General features: G+C 57.0%; 12 protein-coding genes. 5 read left to right on the top strand and 7 right to left on the bottom strand.

Features of this window, described 5'->3' with window-relative positions; all coding sequences use genetic code 11:
* Positions 1–157 precede the first annotated feature (157 nt).
* Both HP062_RS23145 and msrA read left to right on the top strand, forming a co-directional pair.
* Entirely contained in the window at positions 158–2851 is a 2694-nt protein-coding gene (locus HP062_RS23145; RefSeq protein WP_083375203.1) for a GGDEF and EAL domain-containing protein, read from the top strand.
* A 208-nt stretch (positions 2852–3059) separates the two neighbouring features.
* Positions 3060–3707, top strand: a complete 648-nt coding sequence (gene msrA, locus HP062_RS23140) for a peptide-methionine (S)-S-oxide reductase MsrA (protein ID WP_083377249.1) — start codon at positions 3060–3062, stop codon at positions 3705–3707.
* A 150-nt stretch (positions 3708–3857) separates the two neighbouring features.
* Here msrA and HP062_RS23135 read toward each other — a convergent pair whose 3' ends face one another.
* On the bottom strand, positions 3858–4697 hold the full coding sequence (locus tag HP062_RS23135) for a 23S rRNA (adenine(2030)-N(6))-methyltransferase RlmJ (protein WP_010464314.1): 840 nt from the start codon (positions 4695–4697) through the stop codon (positions 3858–3860).
* Positions 4698–4948: 251 nt separating this feature from the next.
* Between HP062_RS23135 and HP062_RS23130 the strand changes: the two genes are divergently transcribed.
* Genes HP062_RS23130 through HP062_RS23120 form a run of 3 tightly spaced genes read left to right on the top strand, consistent with a single transcriptional unit; the run spans position 4949 to position 6518 of the window.
* Complete coding sequence (locus HP062_RS23130; protein ID WP_010464316.1) at positions 4949–5533, top strand: PAAR domain-containing protein; 585 nt, start codon at positions 4949–4951, stop codon at positions 5531–5533.
* Positions 5533–6105, top strand: a complete 573-nt coding sequence (locus HP062_RS23125) for a type VI secretion system amidase effector protein Tae4 (protein ID WP_010464318.1) — start codon at positions 5533–5535, stop codon at positions 6103–6105. Before HP062_RS23130 ends, HP062_RS23125 begins: the two co-directional genes overlap by 1 nt.
* Positions 6102–6518 (top strand): T6SS amidase immunity protein Tai4 family protein, encoded by a 417-nt coding sequence (locus HP062_RS23120; protein ID WP_010464320.1) that lies wholly within the window; start codon positions 6102–6104, stop codon positions 6516–6518. The genes HP062_RS23125 and HP062_RS23120 overlap by 4 nt, the downstream gene beginning before the upstream one ends.
* A 67-nt stretch (positions 6519–6585) precedes the next feature.
* Here HP062_RS23120 and HP062_RS23115 read toward each other — a convergent pair whose 3' ends face one another.
* The 6 genes from HP062_RS23115 to HP062_RS23090 all read right to left on the bottom strand — a co-directional run bounded on the left by HP062_RS23115 (position 6586) and on the right by HP062_RS23090 (position 16302).
* Positions 6586–6903, bottom strand: a complete 318-nt coding sequence (locus HP062_RS23115) for a hypothetical protein (RefSeq protein WP_172792079.1) — start codon at positions 6901–6903, stop codon at positions 6586–6588.
* Positions 6904–7346: 443 nt separating this feature from the next.
* Entirely contained in the window at positions 7347–7763 is a 417-nt protein-coding gene (locus HP062_RS23110) for a hypothetical protein (protein ID WP_256665901.1), read from the bottom strand.
* Between the two features lie 578 nt (positions 7764–8341).
* Entirely contained in the window at positions 8342–8758 is a 417-nt protein-coding gene (locus HP062_RS23105; protein WP_077747639.1) for a hypothetical protein, read from the bottom strand.
* Positions 8755–13557 (bottom strand): RHS repeat-associated core domain-containing protein, encoded by a 4803-nt coding sequence (locus HP062_RS23100; protein ID WP_172792077.1) that lies wholly within the window; start codon positions 13555–13557, stop codon positions 8755–8757. The genes HP062_RS23105 and HP062_RS23100 overlap by 4 nt, the downstream gene beginning before the upstream one ends.
* Positions 13557–14294 carry a DUF4123 domain-containing protein gene (locus HP062_RS23095; RefSeq protein ID WP_172792076.1) on the bottom strand — a complete coding sequence of 246 codons (738 nt, stop codon included), beginning with the start codon at positions 14292–14294 and terminating at the stop codon, positions 13557–13559. Before HP062_RS23095 ends, HP062_RS23100 begins: the two co-directional genes overlap by 1 nt.
* Positions 14284–16302 carry a type VI secretion system tip protein VgrG gene (locus HP062_RS23090; protein WP_172792075.1) on the bottom strand — a complete coding sequence of 673 codons (2019 nt, stop codon included), beginning with the start codon at positions 16300–16302 and terminating at the stop codon, positions 14284–14286. Before HP062_RS23090 ends, HP062_RS23095 begins: the two co-directional genes overlap by 11 nt.
* Between the last annotated feature and the right edge of the window lie 142 nt (positions 16303–16444).

Here is a 16444-nt window from a genome sequence, read left to right as displayed (position 1 = left end):
GGCTGGAGAAATCCTCGCCCCTGCCGACATATTCTTATAGCACTTGGCCTTCATGTCTCTTGTCAGTCAGTGTCGCAATGATGCAACCTTGCCGCAGGCAACAGTAAAGAGGGCGAGAGCCCGGCGCGATCAGCACATTCGAAGCGAGTTTCCCTCAATGAAAAGCCAACCTGATGCCGCCAGCCGTATGGTGGCCGAGGTAGTGACGCAATTGCCTGTGCCCTCGCGGCTCGGCATGCTGCGTTTCGAACGGCTGAATGAAGCTAGCTGGGCACTCCTGTTTCTCGATCCCAATTGCGAACGACAATTTGGTCTGCCGGCCGTGGAGCTTTGTGCCTTGGTCGACTCGCCTTATGCCAGCCTGATGGAGCCTGAAGCGCGCTATCAACTGCACGACGCGATTCAGCAGCAACTCAGAGAGAGCCCGCATTACCTGATCCGCTACAACCTGCACACCGCCAAAGGCTCCTTGAGCCTGCTCGAACTGGGCGAAGCCTACCGACAACACAATCGACACCTTCTGCGCGGTTACCTGATGGTCGTGGACGGCTTGTTCGAGGGTGAACCGCTGCTGCCGTCGCTGGACCTGGAAACCCAGAACTCGCGCCTGCAAATCGCCCTGGAACTCAATCAGCGCGCCCAGTTGGAACAACTGCAGCATCTGGATCGGGTCCGCGCCCAGCAAGACTTGATCCTGCTGCTGACCCGCCAGCGCTACAGCACCAACAATTCCCTGCAAGAAGCCGCCGAACTGATTACCCGCAGCGCTTGCGACATCTATGAAATCGACTGCGCCAGCCTGTGGAACCTCGAAGGCTCGCTGCTGGTGCCGATCTCGGCCTATCACCGCACCTCCGGGGAATATCAGCTGCCGGAACCGATCGACGTCAGCGGCTTCCCGGATTACCTCGACGCCTTGCACGGCAGCCGCGCCATCGATGCGCACAACGCCATTCGCGATCCGCGTACCCGGGAAATGGCCGAACACCTGCGCCCGCGCGATGTGAACGCCATGCTCGACGCCAGTATCCGCGTCGACGGCCAAGTGGTCGGCGTGCTGTGCCTGGAACAGACTGGCGCGACCCGTGCCTGGCAGTCGGATGAAATCGCCTTCGCCGGCGAGCTGGCCGATCAGTTCGCCCAAGTCATCAACAACCACAACCGCCGCACCGCCACGAGTGCCTTGCACTTGTTCCAGCGGGCGGTCGAGCAAAGCGCCAACGCGTTTTTGCTGGTCAATTGCGATGGCGTGGTGGAATACGTCAACCCGAGCTTCACGGCGATCACCCAGTACACCACCGAGGAAGTCCACGGCCAGCGGCTATCGGAACTGCCTGCGTTGGAGAACCTCAGCGAACTGCTGTTCGACGCACCGTCGGCGCTGGCCAAGAGCAACAGCTGGCAGGGCGAGTTCAAGAGCCGGCGCAAAAACCTCGAACCCTACTGGGGCCAGTTGTCGATTTCCAAGGTCTATGGCGACAACCGAGAGCTGACGCACTACATCGGCATCTACGAAGACATCACCCAGACCAAGCTCGCCCAGCAGCGCATCGAGCGCCTGGCCTACACCGACAATCTGACCAACCTCGGCAACCGCCCGGCGTTCATCCGCAACCTCGACGAACGCTTCGCCCGGGACAGCGATACGCCGATCAGCCTGCTCCTGGTGGACATCGACAATTTCAAGCGCATCAACGACAGCCTCGGCCACCAGACCGGCGACAAACTGCTGATCAGCCTGGCCCGGCGCCTGCGCAACAGCCTGAGCCCGAGCGGCAGCCTGGCGCGATTCGCCAGTAACGAATTCGCCGTGCTGCTGGACAACACCGACCTCGCAATGGGCCAGCACGTCGCCAACCAATTGCTGGCGACCCTCGACAAGCCGATGTTCGTCGACAACCAGTTGATCAGCGTCACCGGCTCCGTGGGCCTGGCCTGCGCGCCGCTGCACGGTCGCGATCCACAGACATTAATGCGCAACGCCGGCCTGGCGCTGCACAAGGCCAAGGCCAATGGCAAACACCAGGTCCAGGTGTTCACCGAAGCACTGAACGCCGAGGCCAGCTACAAGCTGTTCGTGGAAAACAACCTGCGCCGCGCCCTGACCCAGAATGAGCTGGACGTGTTCTATCAGCCCAAACTGTGCCTGCGCAGCGGTCGCCTGCTGGGCATGGAAGCGCTGCTGCGTTGGAACCATCCAGAAAAAGGCATGATCCGCCCGGACCAGTTCATCAGCGTTGCCGAAGAAACCGGCTTGATCATCCCGATCGGCAAATGGATTGCCCGCCAGGCCTGCCGCATGAGCAAAGACCTGACCGCCGCCGGCCTGGGCAATCTTCAAGTGGCGATCAACTTGTCGCCCAAGCAGTTCTCCGACCCGGACCTGGTGGCGTCCATCGCCAACATCCTCAAGGAAGAAGCGCTGCCGGGGAACCTGCTGGAGCTGGAACTGACCGAAGGCCTGCTGCTGGAAGCCACCGAAGACACCCACTTGCAGCTCGATCAACTCAAGCGCCTGGGCCTGACCCTGGCCATGGACGATTTCGGCACCGGTTACTCGTCGCTCAGTTACCTGAAAAAATTCCCGATCGACATCATCAAGATCGACCGAAGCTTCATCCACGAAATCCCGGACAACCAGGACGACATGGAAATCACCTCCGCGGTGATCGCCATGGCCCACAACCTGAAACTCAAGGTCGTGGCGGAAGGGATCGAGACGGCCGAGCAGCTTGCGTTCTTGCGTCGCCACCGCTGCGATGTCGGCCAGGGCTACCTGTTCGACCGCCCCATCCCCGGCGCCGAGCTGATCGAAAAGCTCAAGCGCTACCCACGCGGGCCGCTCGTCTGACAGCACACCGCAAAATCCCTGTGGAACACCGTAATCCCCGGTGGGAGCGAGCCTGCTCGCGATAGCGGTGTGTCAGTCGCCATCAATGTTTAATGTCCCGCCGCTATCGCAAGCAGGCACGCTCGCATAGGGGTAGTGCGTAACCGGCCGGCATTGGGCAAACTGCGTGTCTGACAATTTAAATTCAACCTGACTGAGGGGACTGATGATGGTCTTGCGCTCGGAAATCCTGGTGAACAAAAACGTGCTCCCTACCAAAGAACAAGCTCTGCCCGGCCGTGAAACCCCGATGACCGTGCCGGAAAAACACTTCGTCCACGACGCCCCACTGCTGGGTCCGTTCGCGATGGACGTGGATTTCGCGATCTTCGGCCTGGGCTGCTTCTGGGGCGCGGAACGCAAGTTCTGGCAACGTGAAGGCGTGGTCAGCACGGCGGTGGGTTATGCCGGCGGTTTTACCCCGAACCCGACCTATGAAGAAGTTTGTTCGGGCCTGACCGGCCACAGCGAAGTGGTGCTGGTGGTCTACGAACCGGCCAAAGTCAGCTACGAAGAACTGCTGAAAATGTTCTGGGAATTGCACAACCCGACGCAAGGCATGCGTCAGGGCAACGACATCGGCACTCAGTACCGCTCGGTGATCTATGCGACCAACCCGACGCAACTGGCCGCCGCCAAGCACAGCAAGGACGTGTTCCAGGCTGAGTTGACCAAGGCCGGGAAAGGCGAAATCACCACCGAAATCGAAGAAGCGCCGACGTTCTACTTCGCCGAGGCGTATCACCAGCAGTACCTGGCGAAGAACCCTGAAGGGTATTGCGGTATTGGTGGTACGGGCGTTACCTGCCCGATCTAACTCTCGGGCCCTGAAAAGCTTCGCGGGCAAGCCTCGCTCCTACGGGATTTATGTCGATCACAAAATTGTGCTCAGATATCGATCCCTGTAGGAGCGAGGCTTGCCCGCGAAGGCGTCCGATCAGACGCCATCAATCCATCTGATCAGCCATCAACTCTCAGCAATCAACCAATCCATCTGCCACCCGCCCTGGGTCTGCCCAAGCTTCTTGGACAACCACGGCAGCAACTCACGCAATTCCTCTTCCAGGCCCCACGGCGGATTCGCAATCGCCAACCCGGAGCCATTCAAACTGTTCGGCGTATCCAGCGGATGCACCAGCAACTCCACACGCAACAACTTTGGTGCGCCCGTGCCCGCCAGATCCTGATAAAAACGTCGCAACATGCGCTGATCCTTCACCGGGTACCAGATCGCTGCCACCGTCTGCCGCATCCGGCCAATCGCCTCTTTCAGCGACGCCGCGCAACGCTGCATCTCATCGAGCTGCTCGAACGGCGGATCAATCAACATCACCGCCCGCTTCTCCTGCACCGGCAACATCGCCCGCGGCACATGCCAGCCTTCGCCCAGATGCACTTTCACCCGACGGTCGCCGGCCATGTTGTCCTTGAGCAGCAAACCGTCTTCGGGGTGCTTCTCGTTGAGCATCACCCGATCCTGCGGCCGCGTCAGACGCCGCGCCAACTCCGGCGACCCCGGGTAATAGCGCAATTGGCCATCCGGGTTCATGTCGTGCAGCACTTTCATGTAGTCGGCGGTCAGCGCTGGCAGATCCGGCTGATCCCACAGACGCGCAATACCTTCCAGGTACTCACCGGTACGGCTCGCCTGATCACCCTGCAGGTCATACAGACCAATGCCGGCGTGAGTGTCGAGATAGGCAAACGGCTGCTCCTTGCGCGACATCAGGGCGATGATGCGGGTCAGAGTCAGGTGTTTGAACACATCGGCGTGATTGCCGGCATGGAAGGCGTGACGATAATTCATGATTGCTCCTGCGAAGGCCGGGAAGTTTACCTTGTACCGAGGCGAACGTCAGGGGTTCGCGGCTGAGCGGGCGTTTGGTCCTGCAATCGCAATCATCCCTGCGCGTCGAAGCCCCAAAGGTTGCGATGTTCTGATCTTGCTCATGTGGCGGGCAACATCAAGTCACACTTTGCCAAAGACCTGCCATCGTGGAGCTTACACATGAGTGCGAAGATCGGACCGACCTAACGCCCGTAAAAATGGAGATTTACATGGGACGGAAAATGATTGGTATCGGTGCGCCTACCTCAACCGGCGGCTCGGTACTGGAAGGGAATGTCGGTATCAACATCGATAGCGCTGTAAGTACCTCTTCCATTGGACACTTGGCAAGTTGCCCAGCCTGCAGCAAAGGAAAAGGCCCCATCATCGCGGTCGGGCCCAGAACCATCACGTTACCGGCCGGATTGGTTGCCCTGGAAGGTGACTACGTTGCCTGCGGCTGCCCTCCACAATCCAACAAGGTGATGTCCGCTCAGTCATCTGTATATGGTGGAGCAGAGCACAACAAAGCAGATTTTTCAGGTATCACTGCCGTGCTCAATCGTCCCAAGTCCATCACCGATATTTCTTTGTCCTATGGCGATGAGCAGATTCCTGTTAAGTCAGTTTCCCGGTTTTACACCGACTTGAATATTCATGTGACAACCTCGGGTTATTTGCCCGGCGAGACGGTTACCGTCAACATTAGCGGCCCCACCGAAAAAGCGCTGACAGGGATAGTCGGGGTCAAGGGCGTAGCCATCATCCCAAATGCATTCGCAAGCGAAATCATTGACATGGAAGGGGAAGCATAATGGCTCAAGTGGTTATCAACGCCGGCGGAGTGTCTTCCAGCATCTCAGTTAAAAGGCCTCGTTTCAGCACGCTATGGAACGCATATGCAGAAGTAGGTAATAAAGGCTCAGTCGAGGTTTACGGACTTGTCGGAGGCGGAGTCGAAGCGGCAAGAGCGGAAAAACCTGATGCTTATGCGAATGCCTGCGCACTGAGGATAAGCAGAGCTTTTAATTACGGCGGATATAAAATCCCCAAAGGCACGATCATACAAAACCAGCCCATCTATCGACTGAGTGGAGCGGACCAGCTTCCCTACATAATGAAGGTGGTCGATTTCCTCGCTTTTCTTAGGCATAACTGGGGCGAGCCCGACCACACGCTGACGCAAACCAATTCAAATTTTATAAATGGAAAAAAGGGCGTCATTGTCATGGAAATCAACGGATGGAGCGACGCGTCAGGCCACGCAACCCTTTGGAACGGGAGCGTTACCGGTGACGACAGTGACTACCACAGGCAAGACAGCCATACCTATGACAATCCAAGGGTAAAGCTGGAAAAAATAAACTTCTGGGAGTTGAAAGGATGACAAGCTCGCGGCTAGTTGTGCTGGCACTGCTACTCGTTTCAGGGCAAGCCTTATCTGCAGAAATCAATATCGATAAGGCGCGAGAAACGCTTAAAGATTATGGATTGGCCAACTGTATTTCCAGCCAGTTCAAGAACGAGTCAGACATCAAATCTGACATTGGACTTGCGATTGGCGCCTACTCGTCGATGGGCAAAGGTCAGCATCTAATCATTCAAAACGAGGACACCCTCGAGGTCACACACGACCCTTACGCAGAAACCGAGAAGTACATGCGTAATGCCTATGCAAAGACCTCGTCCCTCAGCAAGCATTCTGATAAAAAAATGGTTTTTTATGGTTGCCTAGAGGTTTACAACTCCAAGGAGTTCGATGCATTCATTCAGTCTCAGGATCAATACCTGCCAAAGTAGATCATCAAAATGAGTAAGGACGATCCTTCCTGCAATCAAACAGGAAGGATCACTCTTTATTCAGATGCTACGGCAGAGCCCGCAACCGCCGCCCAATCACATCCAGGACATCACACCCATCCCGCAACGGAATGGCACACAGCAGCGCAAAATCACTGAGAATGAACGACTCACACTCAACCGAACCGCGCATCGACATGTTCTCCAGCACCTGCGTGACGGCGTGAATTCGGTAGTTGGCGGCGTCGTATAGAACATCGAGCGGCGCGTGGGTATCAACGAATAGCGTGGGCATGTCGGTGCAGTTGCTGGTGAGGGCCATGAAGCGGTTTTTGGGGTGGGGGATTGGTTTTTCGTAGGGTGGATCTGGCGTTAGCGTTGTCATTTGTAAATTCCATGAGTATGAAAATTAGCTGCCAAACGCACCCTCCTACAGGTTTGGGTGGCAGCCATGCGCAGGAGTAGGAGTACCGAGCACTCATGAACCTCGGTCACGCCGAAGCGTGTCCCGCACACAGCCGCCGCGAACGATCATATGGACACGAGTTAAGTGCCGCAATCAGACGACAGAGCTGTTGCATCATGAGAGAGGGCTCCTACACCCTGCCACCACTTGCGCGGTGACAGCCAAAGACTATCCCTGCAACCCATCGCCCACCAGTTCATGGAAGCCGTCACAACTTGAAGGAAACTTCCGATGAGCTTGCCCGGAAATTTCGTAGTAGTTACGAGGTCTTTAAACAACACTTAAACATTCCGTAGTGCTGGCAATTGGCATTGCGAATACCGACGCGGAGGACTCCAGACTGACAGGTGCCACCTTCTCTATCACCAACTGGCCCGATCTTCAAAGCTCGCTAAAAAAACATCTTCCTTCCAGGCCTCCTGAGCCAACGTATAGACATCTTGAAGAAATCCACGGGGATCCACCAATGCATACCACTCACCACGCGGCCAACTCCCTGCATCTTCTTCATCTATATCAAACAAACTCTGAAAGTCATAAGACGCATCGTTTAGCTTTTCCGCTAGAAAATCCATCAGCACGAGCTTATGTCTATAGGACAGACAACCTAGATTCAAGCTGTATCTTTTGATCAGTTCCGTTCTGTCAATGCGATCATTAGGGTTAAACACTTCCAGCTCCGCACCTCGAGTTTCCTCGCGATCATAAACATCAAAGACGCCAATAAACCACATCAAATCGGGTTGAAATTCTTTATTTAAAAATGGATCTCGCAGCATCATTTTCTCCCCGAAGGATAAGCAGTAAAAGGCCGCAGCACATTATCCTTATCAAGCTTGAAAAAGATGGCGGATTTATTTTTCTAATTCCTCAATGACACTTTCCAACAGTGTATCCGCTCGCTACCACTGTCAAAACAATGTTGCATTCGCGAGCACAAGTGAAGCAGTAGTTAAACCACAAAGGGGACGGATATATTTGTTGCTCTATAACAACACCTTCGAAGCTGGCAGCAAAAAATCAGCAAAAATAAATCCGTCCCCTTTGGCATCCTACAGGCTTGGGTGGCAGCTATACGCGGGGTAGGAATATCGAGACCAGAGAACTCGACCACACCAAAGCGTGCCCGCGCACAGCCGCCGCAACTGATCTTACGGATGCATGTTGATGGCCGCAATTCAGGTGTCGAGGCCAAAGCGTCCTCTCTAGTCTTGAAGGGTTCCTACACCCTGCCACTGAATTTTCAGTGACCACCAGAGACTATTGATGAAACACGTTGCCCACCCGTTCATGAAAGCCGCCGCAGATTTGCAGGAAACTTCCGAAGACCTTACCCAGAAACTTCGCTGACTTCATCTCACCAAGTGGATTGATCCTCAAGGCTTGCCTTTAGCAGCTGACCTTTCCACTCATCGCTCAAAACACTGTAAATATCTTCAAAAAATGCACGAGGATTTTTCATTTCATCCCAACCACTTGGAAAGAGATTCGTGCTTTCGCAGTCATGCTCTAGCAATGCCTGAAAGTCATAAGACTCATCTTGTAGTGCAGACTCAAGAACGGCCACCAGCAAAAACTTATGTCTATGACTCAAAAAATCGTAACTAACTAAAATATATTTTCTTGCAAGAGCCCTTCTATCAATAGAAAGATTGATATCGTATTTCTCTAACTCTACACCAAGAGTGTGCTCCCTATCATAAATATCAAAATCCCCTATAAGCTCCCTCACTGTTGGCGAGTATGGCTGATCTAAATATGGATCTTTAATCATTTAATTATCACCGGATGAGATGTAAACGGTTTAGGGTTTTCACCTTTACTAAATTTTGTTTCCGAACCGTGCATATTTTCAAACAGGTGTGGATTTTCCGGGTCTTTTCTATTTGGCTTATACCCTCGCCCAACATTTCTATTCTCCCTTCTAACCACATTGTAGCCATTGACATCTTTGCCGGTGAATTGCGGAAGCCCTCGAACAACCCTAGTCATATCATCGTTTAGCGTATGCATTTGCAAGTTCCAGCTTTTATATTGCGAGCTTAAGTTCCCTCTGTTTTCTCTATGGGGAACCTTAGTAATGGGATCCGTACCGTCTACCGAGCGCTGTCGAATTACCACATCAGGAACCTCGATACTATGCTTACCGATGGAATGCATTCCAGGGTACTTTTTCTCAAACCGCTCAACCCAGCGCTTAGCAACCTCCTCCTTAAGAATCCCAATCCTTTCTCGCCGCTGATCACCCGTCAGCTTCGGCAGCGCCGGTTCACCTTCATCAACCTTAACGCCAGTCGTATCATCCGGCGCCTCGCACCCAGCTTTACCCGACTGCGGACAGTTCCCGCTCAACCCCAACGGATCAACCCACCCCGTCGGATTCGGCGTGTACTGATACTGATTCAGCCCGCCCGCCAACTTGATCGGGTCCGGCGTCAGGTATCGGCCAATCTTCGGATCATAGTACCGATGCCGGTTGTAGTGCAGGCCGCTCTCCGCATCAAAGTACTGCCCCTGAAACCGCAACGGTTGCTCAAGCTGCTCGCCCCCGCCGAACGTCTGGCGAGTGACTTTGCCGTAGGCGTTGTACTTCGCTGACCAGACGATCTCGCCACCAAAATCGGTCAGTTCCTGCGGCGTGCCGAGGTGGTCGAGTTGGTAGTAGAACGGGCAGGCTTTGCGTGGGCCTTTGCCGTCGAGCATCGCCAGCGGGCGGAAGCTGCCGGGTTCGTAGACGTAGCTGCGGTAGTGTTCGCGGCTGCTTTCGGCGATGAGGTTGTCGCCTTGCCAGAAGAACTCGGTGGTTTTGCCGTCGACGGTTTTGGCGATGCGGCGGCCGAAGGCGTCGTAGCGGTAACTGGCGGTGCGACCGTCCGGGGTGGTGACGCCGAGCAATCGGTGCTGGCAGTCGTAGCGGTATTCGGTGACCAGTTTTTGCGCGGTGCCGCGGCGTTCGCGGATCAGGTTGCCGAAGGCGTCGTAGTCGTAATGGCGGTCGCCCTGCATCAGCAGGCGATTGCCTTTAACGGTCGCCAAGCCAGGCCGATCCTGCATCAGCAGGTTACCGGCCGGGTCGTGGGCGAAGCTTTCCGCCGGGTCGTCGCGGGTGTGACGGACGCGGGTCAGGCGGTTGAGCGGGTCGTATTGGTAGTTGCGCTGGCCGTGACGGGTGTCGGCGATGCTGTCGAGATTGCCGTTGGCGCTGTAGGCATAGTCGCGGCGATACAGCGTTTGGTGCTGCTGTCTGACAGCGTGGGCCTTCAAGCGGCCTTGATCGTCGTAGGCATATTCGCTGAGCAGTTGGCCTTGCTGACGTTGCTGCTCGCGACCAAACGCAAATTGGTGGCTGGAAAGCCTTGCGCCGTTGAGGTCGATTGCGGTCAGTGCGCCGCCCTTGGCGTGGTGATAATCGAGTTTGCTGCCATCCGGCAGGCGCAGGCGATTGAGTTGGCCGCAGGCGTCGTAGCCATAACGCAGCGTGCCCCAACCCTGATGCTCGGTGATCAGCCGATCCTGTTGGTCGTACTCGAATTCCAGCGGATGGTCGTGGCCATCGTCGACGCCAATCAGTCGACCGAGGCTGTCGTAGCGGTATTCGACCTTGACGCCGTCGGGCAGCGTTTTGACCAGTAACCGCCCTGCCGAGTCTCGTTCATAGGCGGTGGCGAGCTGCGAACCATCGTCGCCAAACTCGGTTTTCTCCAGCAGATGGCCGTTGAGGTCGTAGGCATACGCCGTGCGTCGGCCGTCGAAGCCGGTTTCATGTCGGATCAATCCGCCGGGGGTGTAGTCCAGCTGATATTTTTCGCCGGATTCGTTTTCGATTTCCGTGAGCAACAGCTGCGCGTTGTCGTAGCGATACTTCAGCTGGGTACCGTCGGCATTGAGCCGGCGGCTGACCAGGTGAAGGTCGTCGAGGTATTCGTAGCGGGTGACGCGGCCGAGTTCGTCGCGTTCGGCGGTGATTTTTCCGTAGGCGTTGTAGCTGTAGGCGCGACTGGCACCGGTAGGAAGAATCGTCTGGATCAGTCGGCCAATGGCGTCCCATTGCGACTGGGTGACCGCGCCATGTTCGTCTTGACGGGTAATCTGCCGCCCGAGCGCATCGTAGGAAAACCGCCGTACGCCACCGTCCGGCAGCGTCTCTTCGACCAGTTGCCCCAAGCCATTCCAGACGAACACATGCCGGCTGGTGTCCGGGTAGCGGATCGACAGCAACTGACCTTTTTCGTCGTAGTGATAGTGGGTGACATGGCCATCGGGATCGGTCGCTTCGGTAACATCCCCCTGCGCATTGCGCTGATACTTCCACACCGCTTTGCCGCGATAGCGTGCGTGCAGGAAACCGTTGCGATACTCGTAGGCCGTTGGCTCATCTTCTGGCGGAATCAGCGCCACCAAGCGTCCGACTTCGTCGTAGCGGTATTCGGTGACCGCGCCGAGCGGGTCCTGCTCGGCAATCAGCCGACCCTGGTCGTCGTAGGCCTTGAGGTGTTCACCGCCATCCAGTTCGACCTTGCGCACCAGCCGCGCCCGGTCGTCGTGGACGTAAACCTCTTCGCTGCCGTCGATGTTGTGGACGGTGACGCTGCCCTGGTCATCCCAGGTATACCGCGCGTCCATCTGCGCAAACGACGCCCAGTGGCGGATGCATCGGGCGGCCTTGCCGGACCTTTCCCACTCCCAGAAGAAACTCGCCCCACCGGCCAGTTGCCGCTGGAGAATGACGTGCTGATCGTCGTAGTCGTATCGCTCGCTTTCGCCGGCGGCGTTGGTGGCCTCGATGAGTCGACCGCGTTCGTCGTAGCGGTAACCGACCAGGGTCTGCTCGGTCTGCCAGGCTTCGTCCAGGGTTTGGGCCGGGGCGAAAACCTGATAATCGACGGCGACCAAGTGACTGCATTCATAACGCAATAACAAGGCGCGGCCCGCACCGTTGTCGAGGCGCCGAATGCGGCCCTGACGATCGCGGGTTATGCACAGGCGGTTGTCGTATCGGTCGCTGATCGCTGTGAGAAAACCATTACGAAAATGGTAGAAACGTGACTCGTCGCCGGCGACGGCGAGGATCAATTCTTCGGGTTCATTGCCAACGTAAATCGCGGCGCGCGACAGGCTGTTATGAATCGCCGGGCGTTCAGCGGACGGCAGCGGGAACGTGGTGCGACGGTTCTCGTGGTCGATCCAGACGACGGTGTCACCGTCGATTTCCAGTCGATGGGAGAGCGAGTGGCTCCAGCCGAAGCCCAAGCCGCAATCAATCTCGGCGGCGCTGGTGCGATAGAGCCTGACAAAGTCGAACGGCAGAATGCCGTCCAGCGAACCGTCGATGAGGGTCAGCAGTTCTTCGCCGGTAACCATCGACACCGGGCATTTGTTGGTGGCGGTTTTATCGACGGAATCGGCACTGTCGCCGTTGGGGTTTTTCGCCTGATCCGGGACGTTGTCGTGGTGTTCGTTTTGTTTGAGTGTGGTGTTGCGTTTGGCGTCCCAGCGCAGTTGCATGCGACCTTTTTTCAGGCCTGCCGCTACACCGCGTGCGGCCACTTTTTTGTAGCGGTCAACGTAGGTAATGAAGCTGTTGGTGATGTTGAAGATGGCTTTGACGAAGCCCACAACAGCGTCGACGATTCGGGCGCCGTAGTTGGCAAGGCGCATCCCCAAATAGGCAACGCCTGCGCCTGCGCCCGCAAAAGTCAGAACAACCCCGATCAGAATATCGATGAGCAGTTGCACCACCACGGTTGAAAGCGCTTCGGCAGTTTTGCCGGCGATTTCACTGGGGGGCAGCATCTCCAGCCAGAGGCTTGCCGTGCGCAGCAACAGACAAAGGGCCGCTTCATCGCTGACCAGCAGCTGGACCTTTTCCATTGTTGCCGGGAGTTTCTCTGCCAGTTCGGCAAGCTTGTCGGCCCCATCGCCCAAGCAGCCAACGAACTTTCGGGGATCCTGGAGAATGTCCGAGAGCAGGCTGATGCTGTCCCAGACACCGGTAATCGCCTCCCAACTTCCCGCGAGTATTCCATTACCGGCGGCCGCAAATGTCGACTGCGACCATTGCGGCTTGAACCCTTCCCACTCGTTGCGCAGCCAACTGTCCAGCTCTTGGGTCAGGCCATCGTAAGAGGAGAACAGGTCTTCGATTTGATCCGATGAAACGTCACTCTGGACATGAACGCGATAGAACTTGCCAGGCGTGCCTTCGAACTGTCCCTTGCCGTTTTCGTCGAGCGGGACCGCGGTGCTCTCACCCCCGTCCATGGCGATCACATCGACCTGAATATTCCCCAGCGGGATGTCATAAACCGATTCAAACTTGCTCTCGATCTCCAGAATTCCGTTCGCAGGACACTGTGCCAAACCCGAGAGAAAATCATCGTCGCGACTGCTCAACGCTGTCGTCGAATCGCCAAGCTTTATCAGCCGCTCCATGCCCATCAGCGAAGGCATGTCCATCGACCGGCTGATCTTGTCCGCATTCCGACTCAAGAAACTGCCGAGCTGCTCGCGATACAAAACCAACGTGTCTTTGAAACCGTCGAGCTCCTGCTCGATCCGCACAATCTGGTCCATCAGTTCCGCTCCGCCATCAGGTAATCCGCCAAGGCTTGTTTCGGTGCTTGAGGCAGGTCCGGCGTCTTCAGAAAGGTCGCAACCTTGTGCCGCAATACACGCGCCGAAAACGCCTCAAAAAGATCAGGACGGTCTTCGCTCAACCACTTCATCAAGTTGTTGATCCGGGTTGTCGCGGACTCGGCGGCGAGGTCGTCGAGCAGCGATTCGGACACTTCCCACCACGGAAAAACCCTGGAGACTTTCAATGCACTGCCGCCGATATCGAGCGGCTGCCCATTGATCAAACAGCGGTCAAGCACAGGCATTAACTGCGTTGGGTTAACGTCGGCAGACTGAAGAATCGGCAGCAAATAACGCCCATCCCAGAACCGAAAAAACACCGCACTGCCGTTGGGCAAAAGCACTTGTGTAAGGCTGCGCAGATGTTCGACCAGCGCTTCCTGAGACGCAGAAGAAACCGCCAGCCAACCCCAATCACGGGACTCGGTCGTGGCGACCCACTGCAGAAACTCACTGCTTGCGGGAACGATTCCTACATAGGGCATCACCGGTTCCCACTCGGCATAGGTGGTGTCGGCCCAGATCGGGCTCGGTGCTTGGGCCGGGGTCGAGAGCTGCCAGGCTTTCATCGGCTGCGACGCACTGGCGTTGCCGAAAATCGCGAACAACTGCTGTCCGGGTTTGAGCGGTTGGCGTTCCAGCCAGGCGTGGGGTGACATGCGATCAGGCGGCACAGACACCGTCCTTGCAGCGCTCGCATTCTTCACAGAACGGCGCGTCGCTTTGCAGGCTCATGATCTGTGCGGCGCTCAGCAGGGCGGCTGGGGCGGCGACGAGTTTCAACGGCGTATTGGGCGACACGGGCGTAGCGGCCATAGGCGGCATCAGCGCGCCCCCAACCTGAATCGGAACGCTGCTGAAAATCCCGCCAGGACCGATGTTGATCCACTGCCCGCCCGCCTGAATCGTCGCGCTGGCACCGCCGTCGATCACCACTTGCTGACCGGCGCTGACGTGAAATTGCTGACTGGCGTTGAGCGCCTGACTGGACACGCGGATGTGCCGGTCGCCCATCACCAGCAAGTGATCGTCGAGCTTCACTTCGGCCTGGCGCTGGCCGTGGGTGATGCGTTGCTCGTCAGCCTTAAGCTCATGGCGAGCGGTCCCCGTGACGACGATGGTGCGCTGGTTATCGACCTGCACCTGCTGATCATTCAACACGTGCTGGGTCCAGTTTCGCTGGGCGCGCAGGTAGATTTCCTCGGCGCCTTTGCGATCCTCGATGCGCAATTCGTTGTAACCGCCGCCGCCCGGACTACTTTGGCTGCGGAAAATGCTGCGGGTCTTCTCGGCGGGCAAATCCAGCGGCACCGGTGTTGCGGCGTTGGGCAGGCACCCCATCACCAGCGGTTTGTCGGCATCGGCGTCGATGAAACCCACCAGCACTTCCATGCCCACTCGTGGGATCAGCACGCTGCCGTAATGGTCGTGGGCCCAGCCCGTGGCGACCCGCAACCAGCAACTGGAATGCTCATTGAGCTGACCGTCGCGGTCCCAAGCGAGCTGGACCTTTACCCGGCCGAACTCATCGCAATGGATTTCGCTGTCGACAGGACTGGTGACCACGGCAGGTTGGTAGCCGAGCATCCGTGGTTTTTCCGGCCCCAGTGGTGGACGAAACGAAACATCCCACGGCGTCGCCAGAAAGGTATTGCGATAACCCTGGAAATCATCCGGGTCATCACTGGTGGCCGACTCCTCCAGCACTTGCGGCTGTCGGCCACGGTGTTCGATTTCAGTGATCAGCCACAGGTCGTTCCACGCCTGACGCGGGTGCTCGGCGAGGTGCAGGAAATGTCCGCTGACCAAGGCAGAATCGTCGCCACGACCTTCGGCCTGACGGAAGTCTGCGTTGTGCCGTTCCAGCGCTCGCTGTGTCAGCTGTTTGCCATGCTCGCGGTCAGTGAATTGGCCGGGAAAGTGGTAATCCTCCAGCACCGGACGCTGTTCGCTGTCGACCCGATTTTCCAAGGAGAGACGCGGTTTCTGGAAGTCGTAATCGCGCCGGGTGACCGCCGTGGTGCGGGTCTCCAGACGCACGTTGAAACGCTTGATGGCCGGCGCGTCCGCCGCCATGCCACTGCCCGGCAAGTACAGCGTCGGCTCAGGCAGGCGCGGGAATACTGTCTGATCATCGCCAAACACCAGCAGATGTCCGTCGGGGCTGTGCTGGAAGTGGTAATGAATGCCGATCTCGGCACACAGGCGCTGGATAAACGCGAGGTCGCTTTCGGCGTATTGCACGCAGTATTCGCGCGGTGAGTAGTCGCTGCCGAGCCGGAACTCGAAGGCATCGCGCTGGATGCCATGGTCCTTGAGGACCTGCGCGATGATCGCTGGCACGCTTTGGTGCTGGAAAATCCGCTGGTTGATGCGCTGACCGAGGTAGGCCAGTCGCGGTACGAGACTGATTTGATAGCCCGTCAGACGTTTCCCGGAATCGCTTTGACCGACGCGAAAGATCTGACCGTGTACGCCAGAACCTTGTGCATCGAAACTCAGAAACGCCTGACGATGCAGCAGGTTTTCGAGCTCGATGTCTGGCCGGTCGCTGACCAGTTCCAGATCGAAGCGGTAGGGTTGGCTGATGGCTTCCGTGCCTGTGAACTCAAGCACCTTGAGCTCAATCTGGACGCCGTCGATCGTCAACGTGAAACGCGGTTGATTGGCAGGAGCGAACATCCGATGTGTCTCTGCAGAATGAGGGCGGGCGATTCTGCATGAGCGACAAGGGGTGTTGAGGGAGGGACAGGAAAATCAGATTTGCCCTACTTTTTTAGGGATTTGTCCTTCAAGAATTGGGATTTTTGGCTACAGACATTCT

The organism is Pseudomonas sp. B14-6 (assembly GCF_013260315.1).
GTDB lineage: Bacteria > Pseudomonadota > Gammaproteobacteria > Pseudomonadales > Pseudomonadaceae > Aquipseudomonas > Aquipseudomonas mandelii.
Note: the sequence above shows the minus strand (reverse complement) of the source record. Positions and strands in the feature narration are given on the sequence as shown.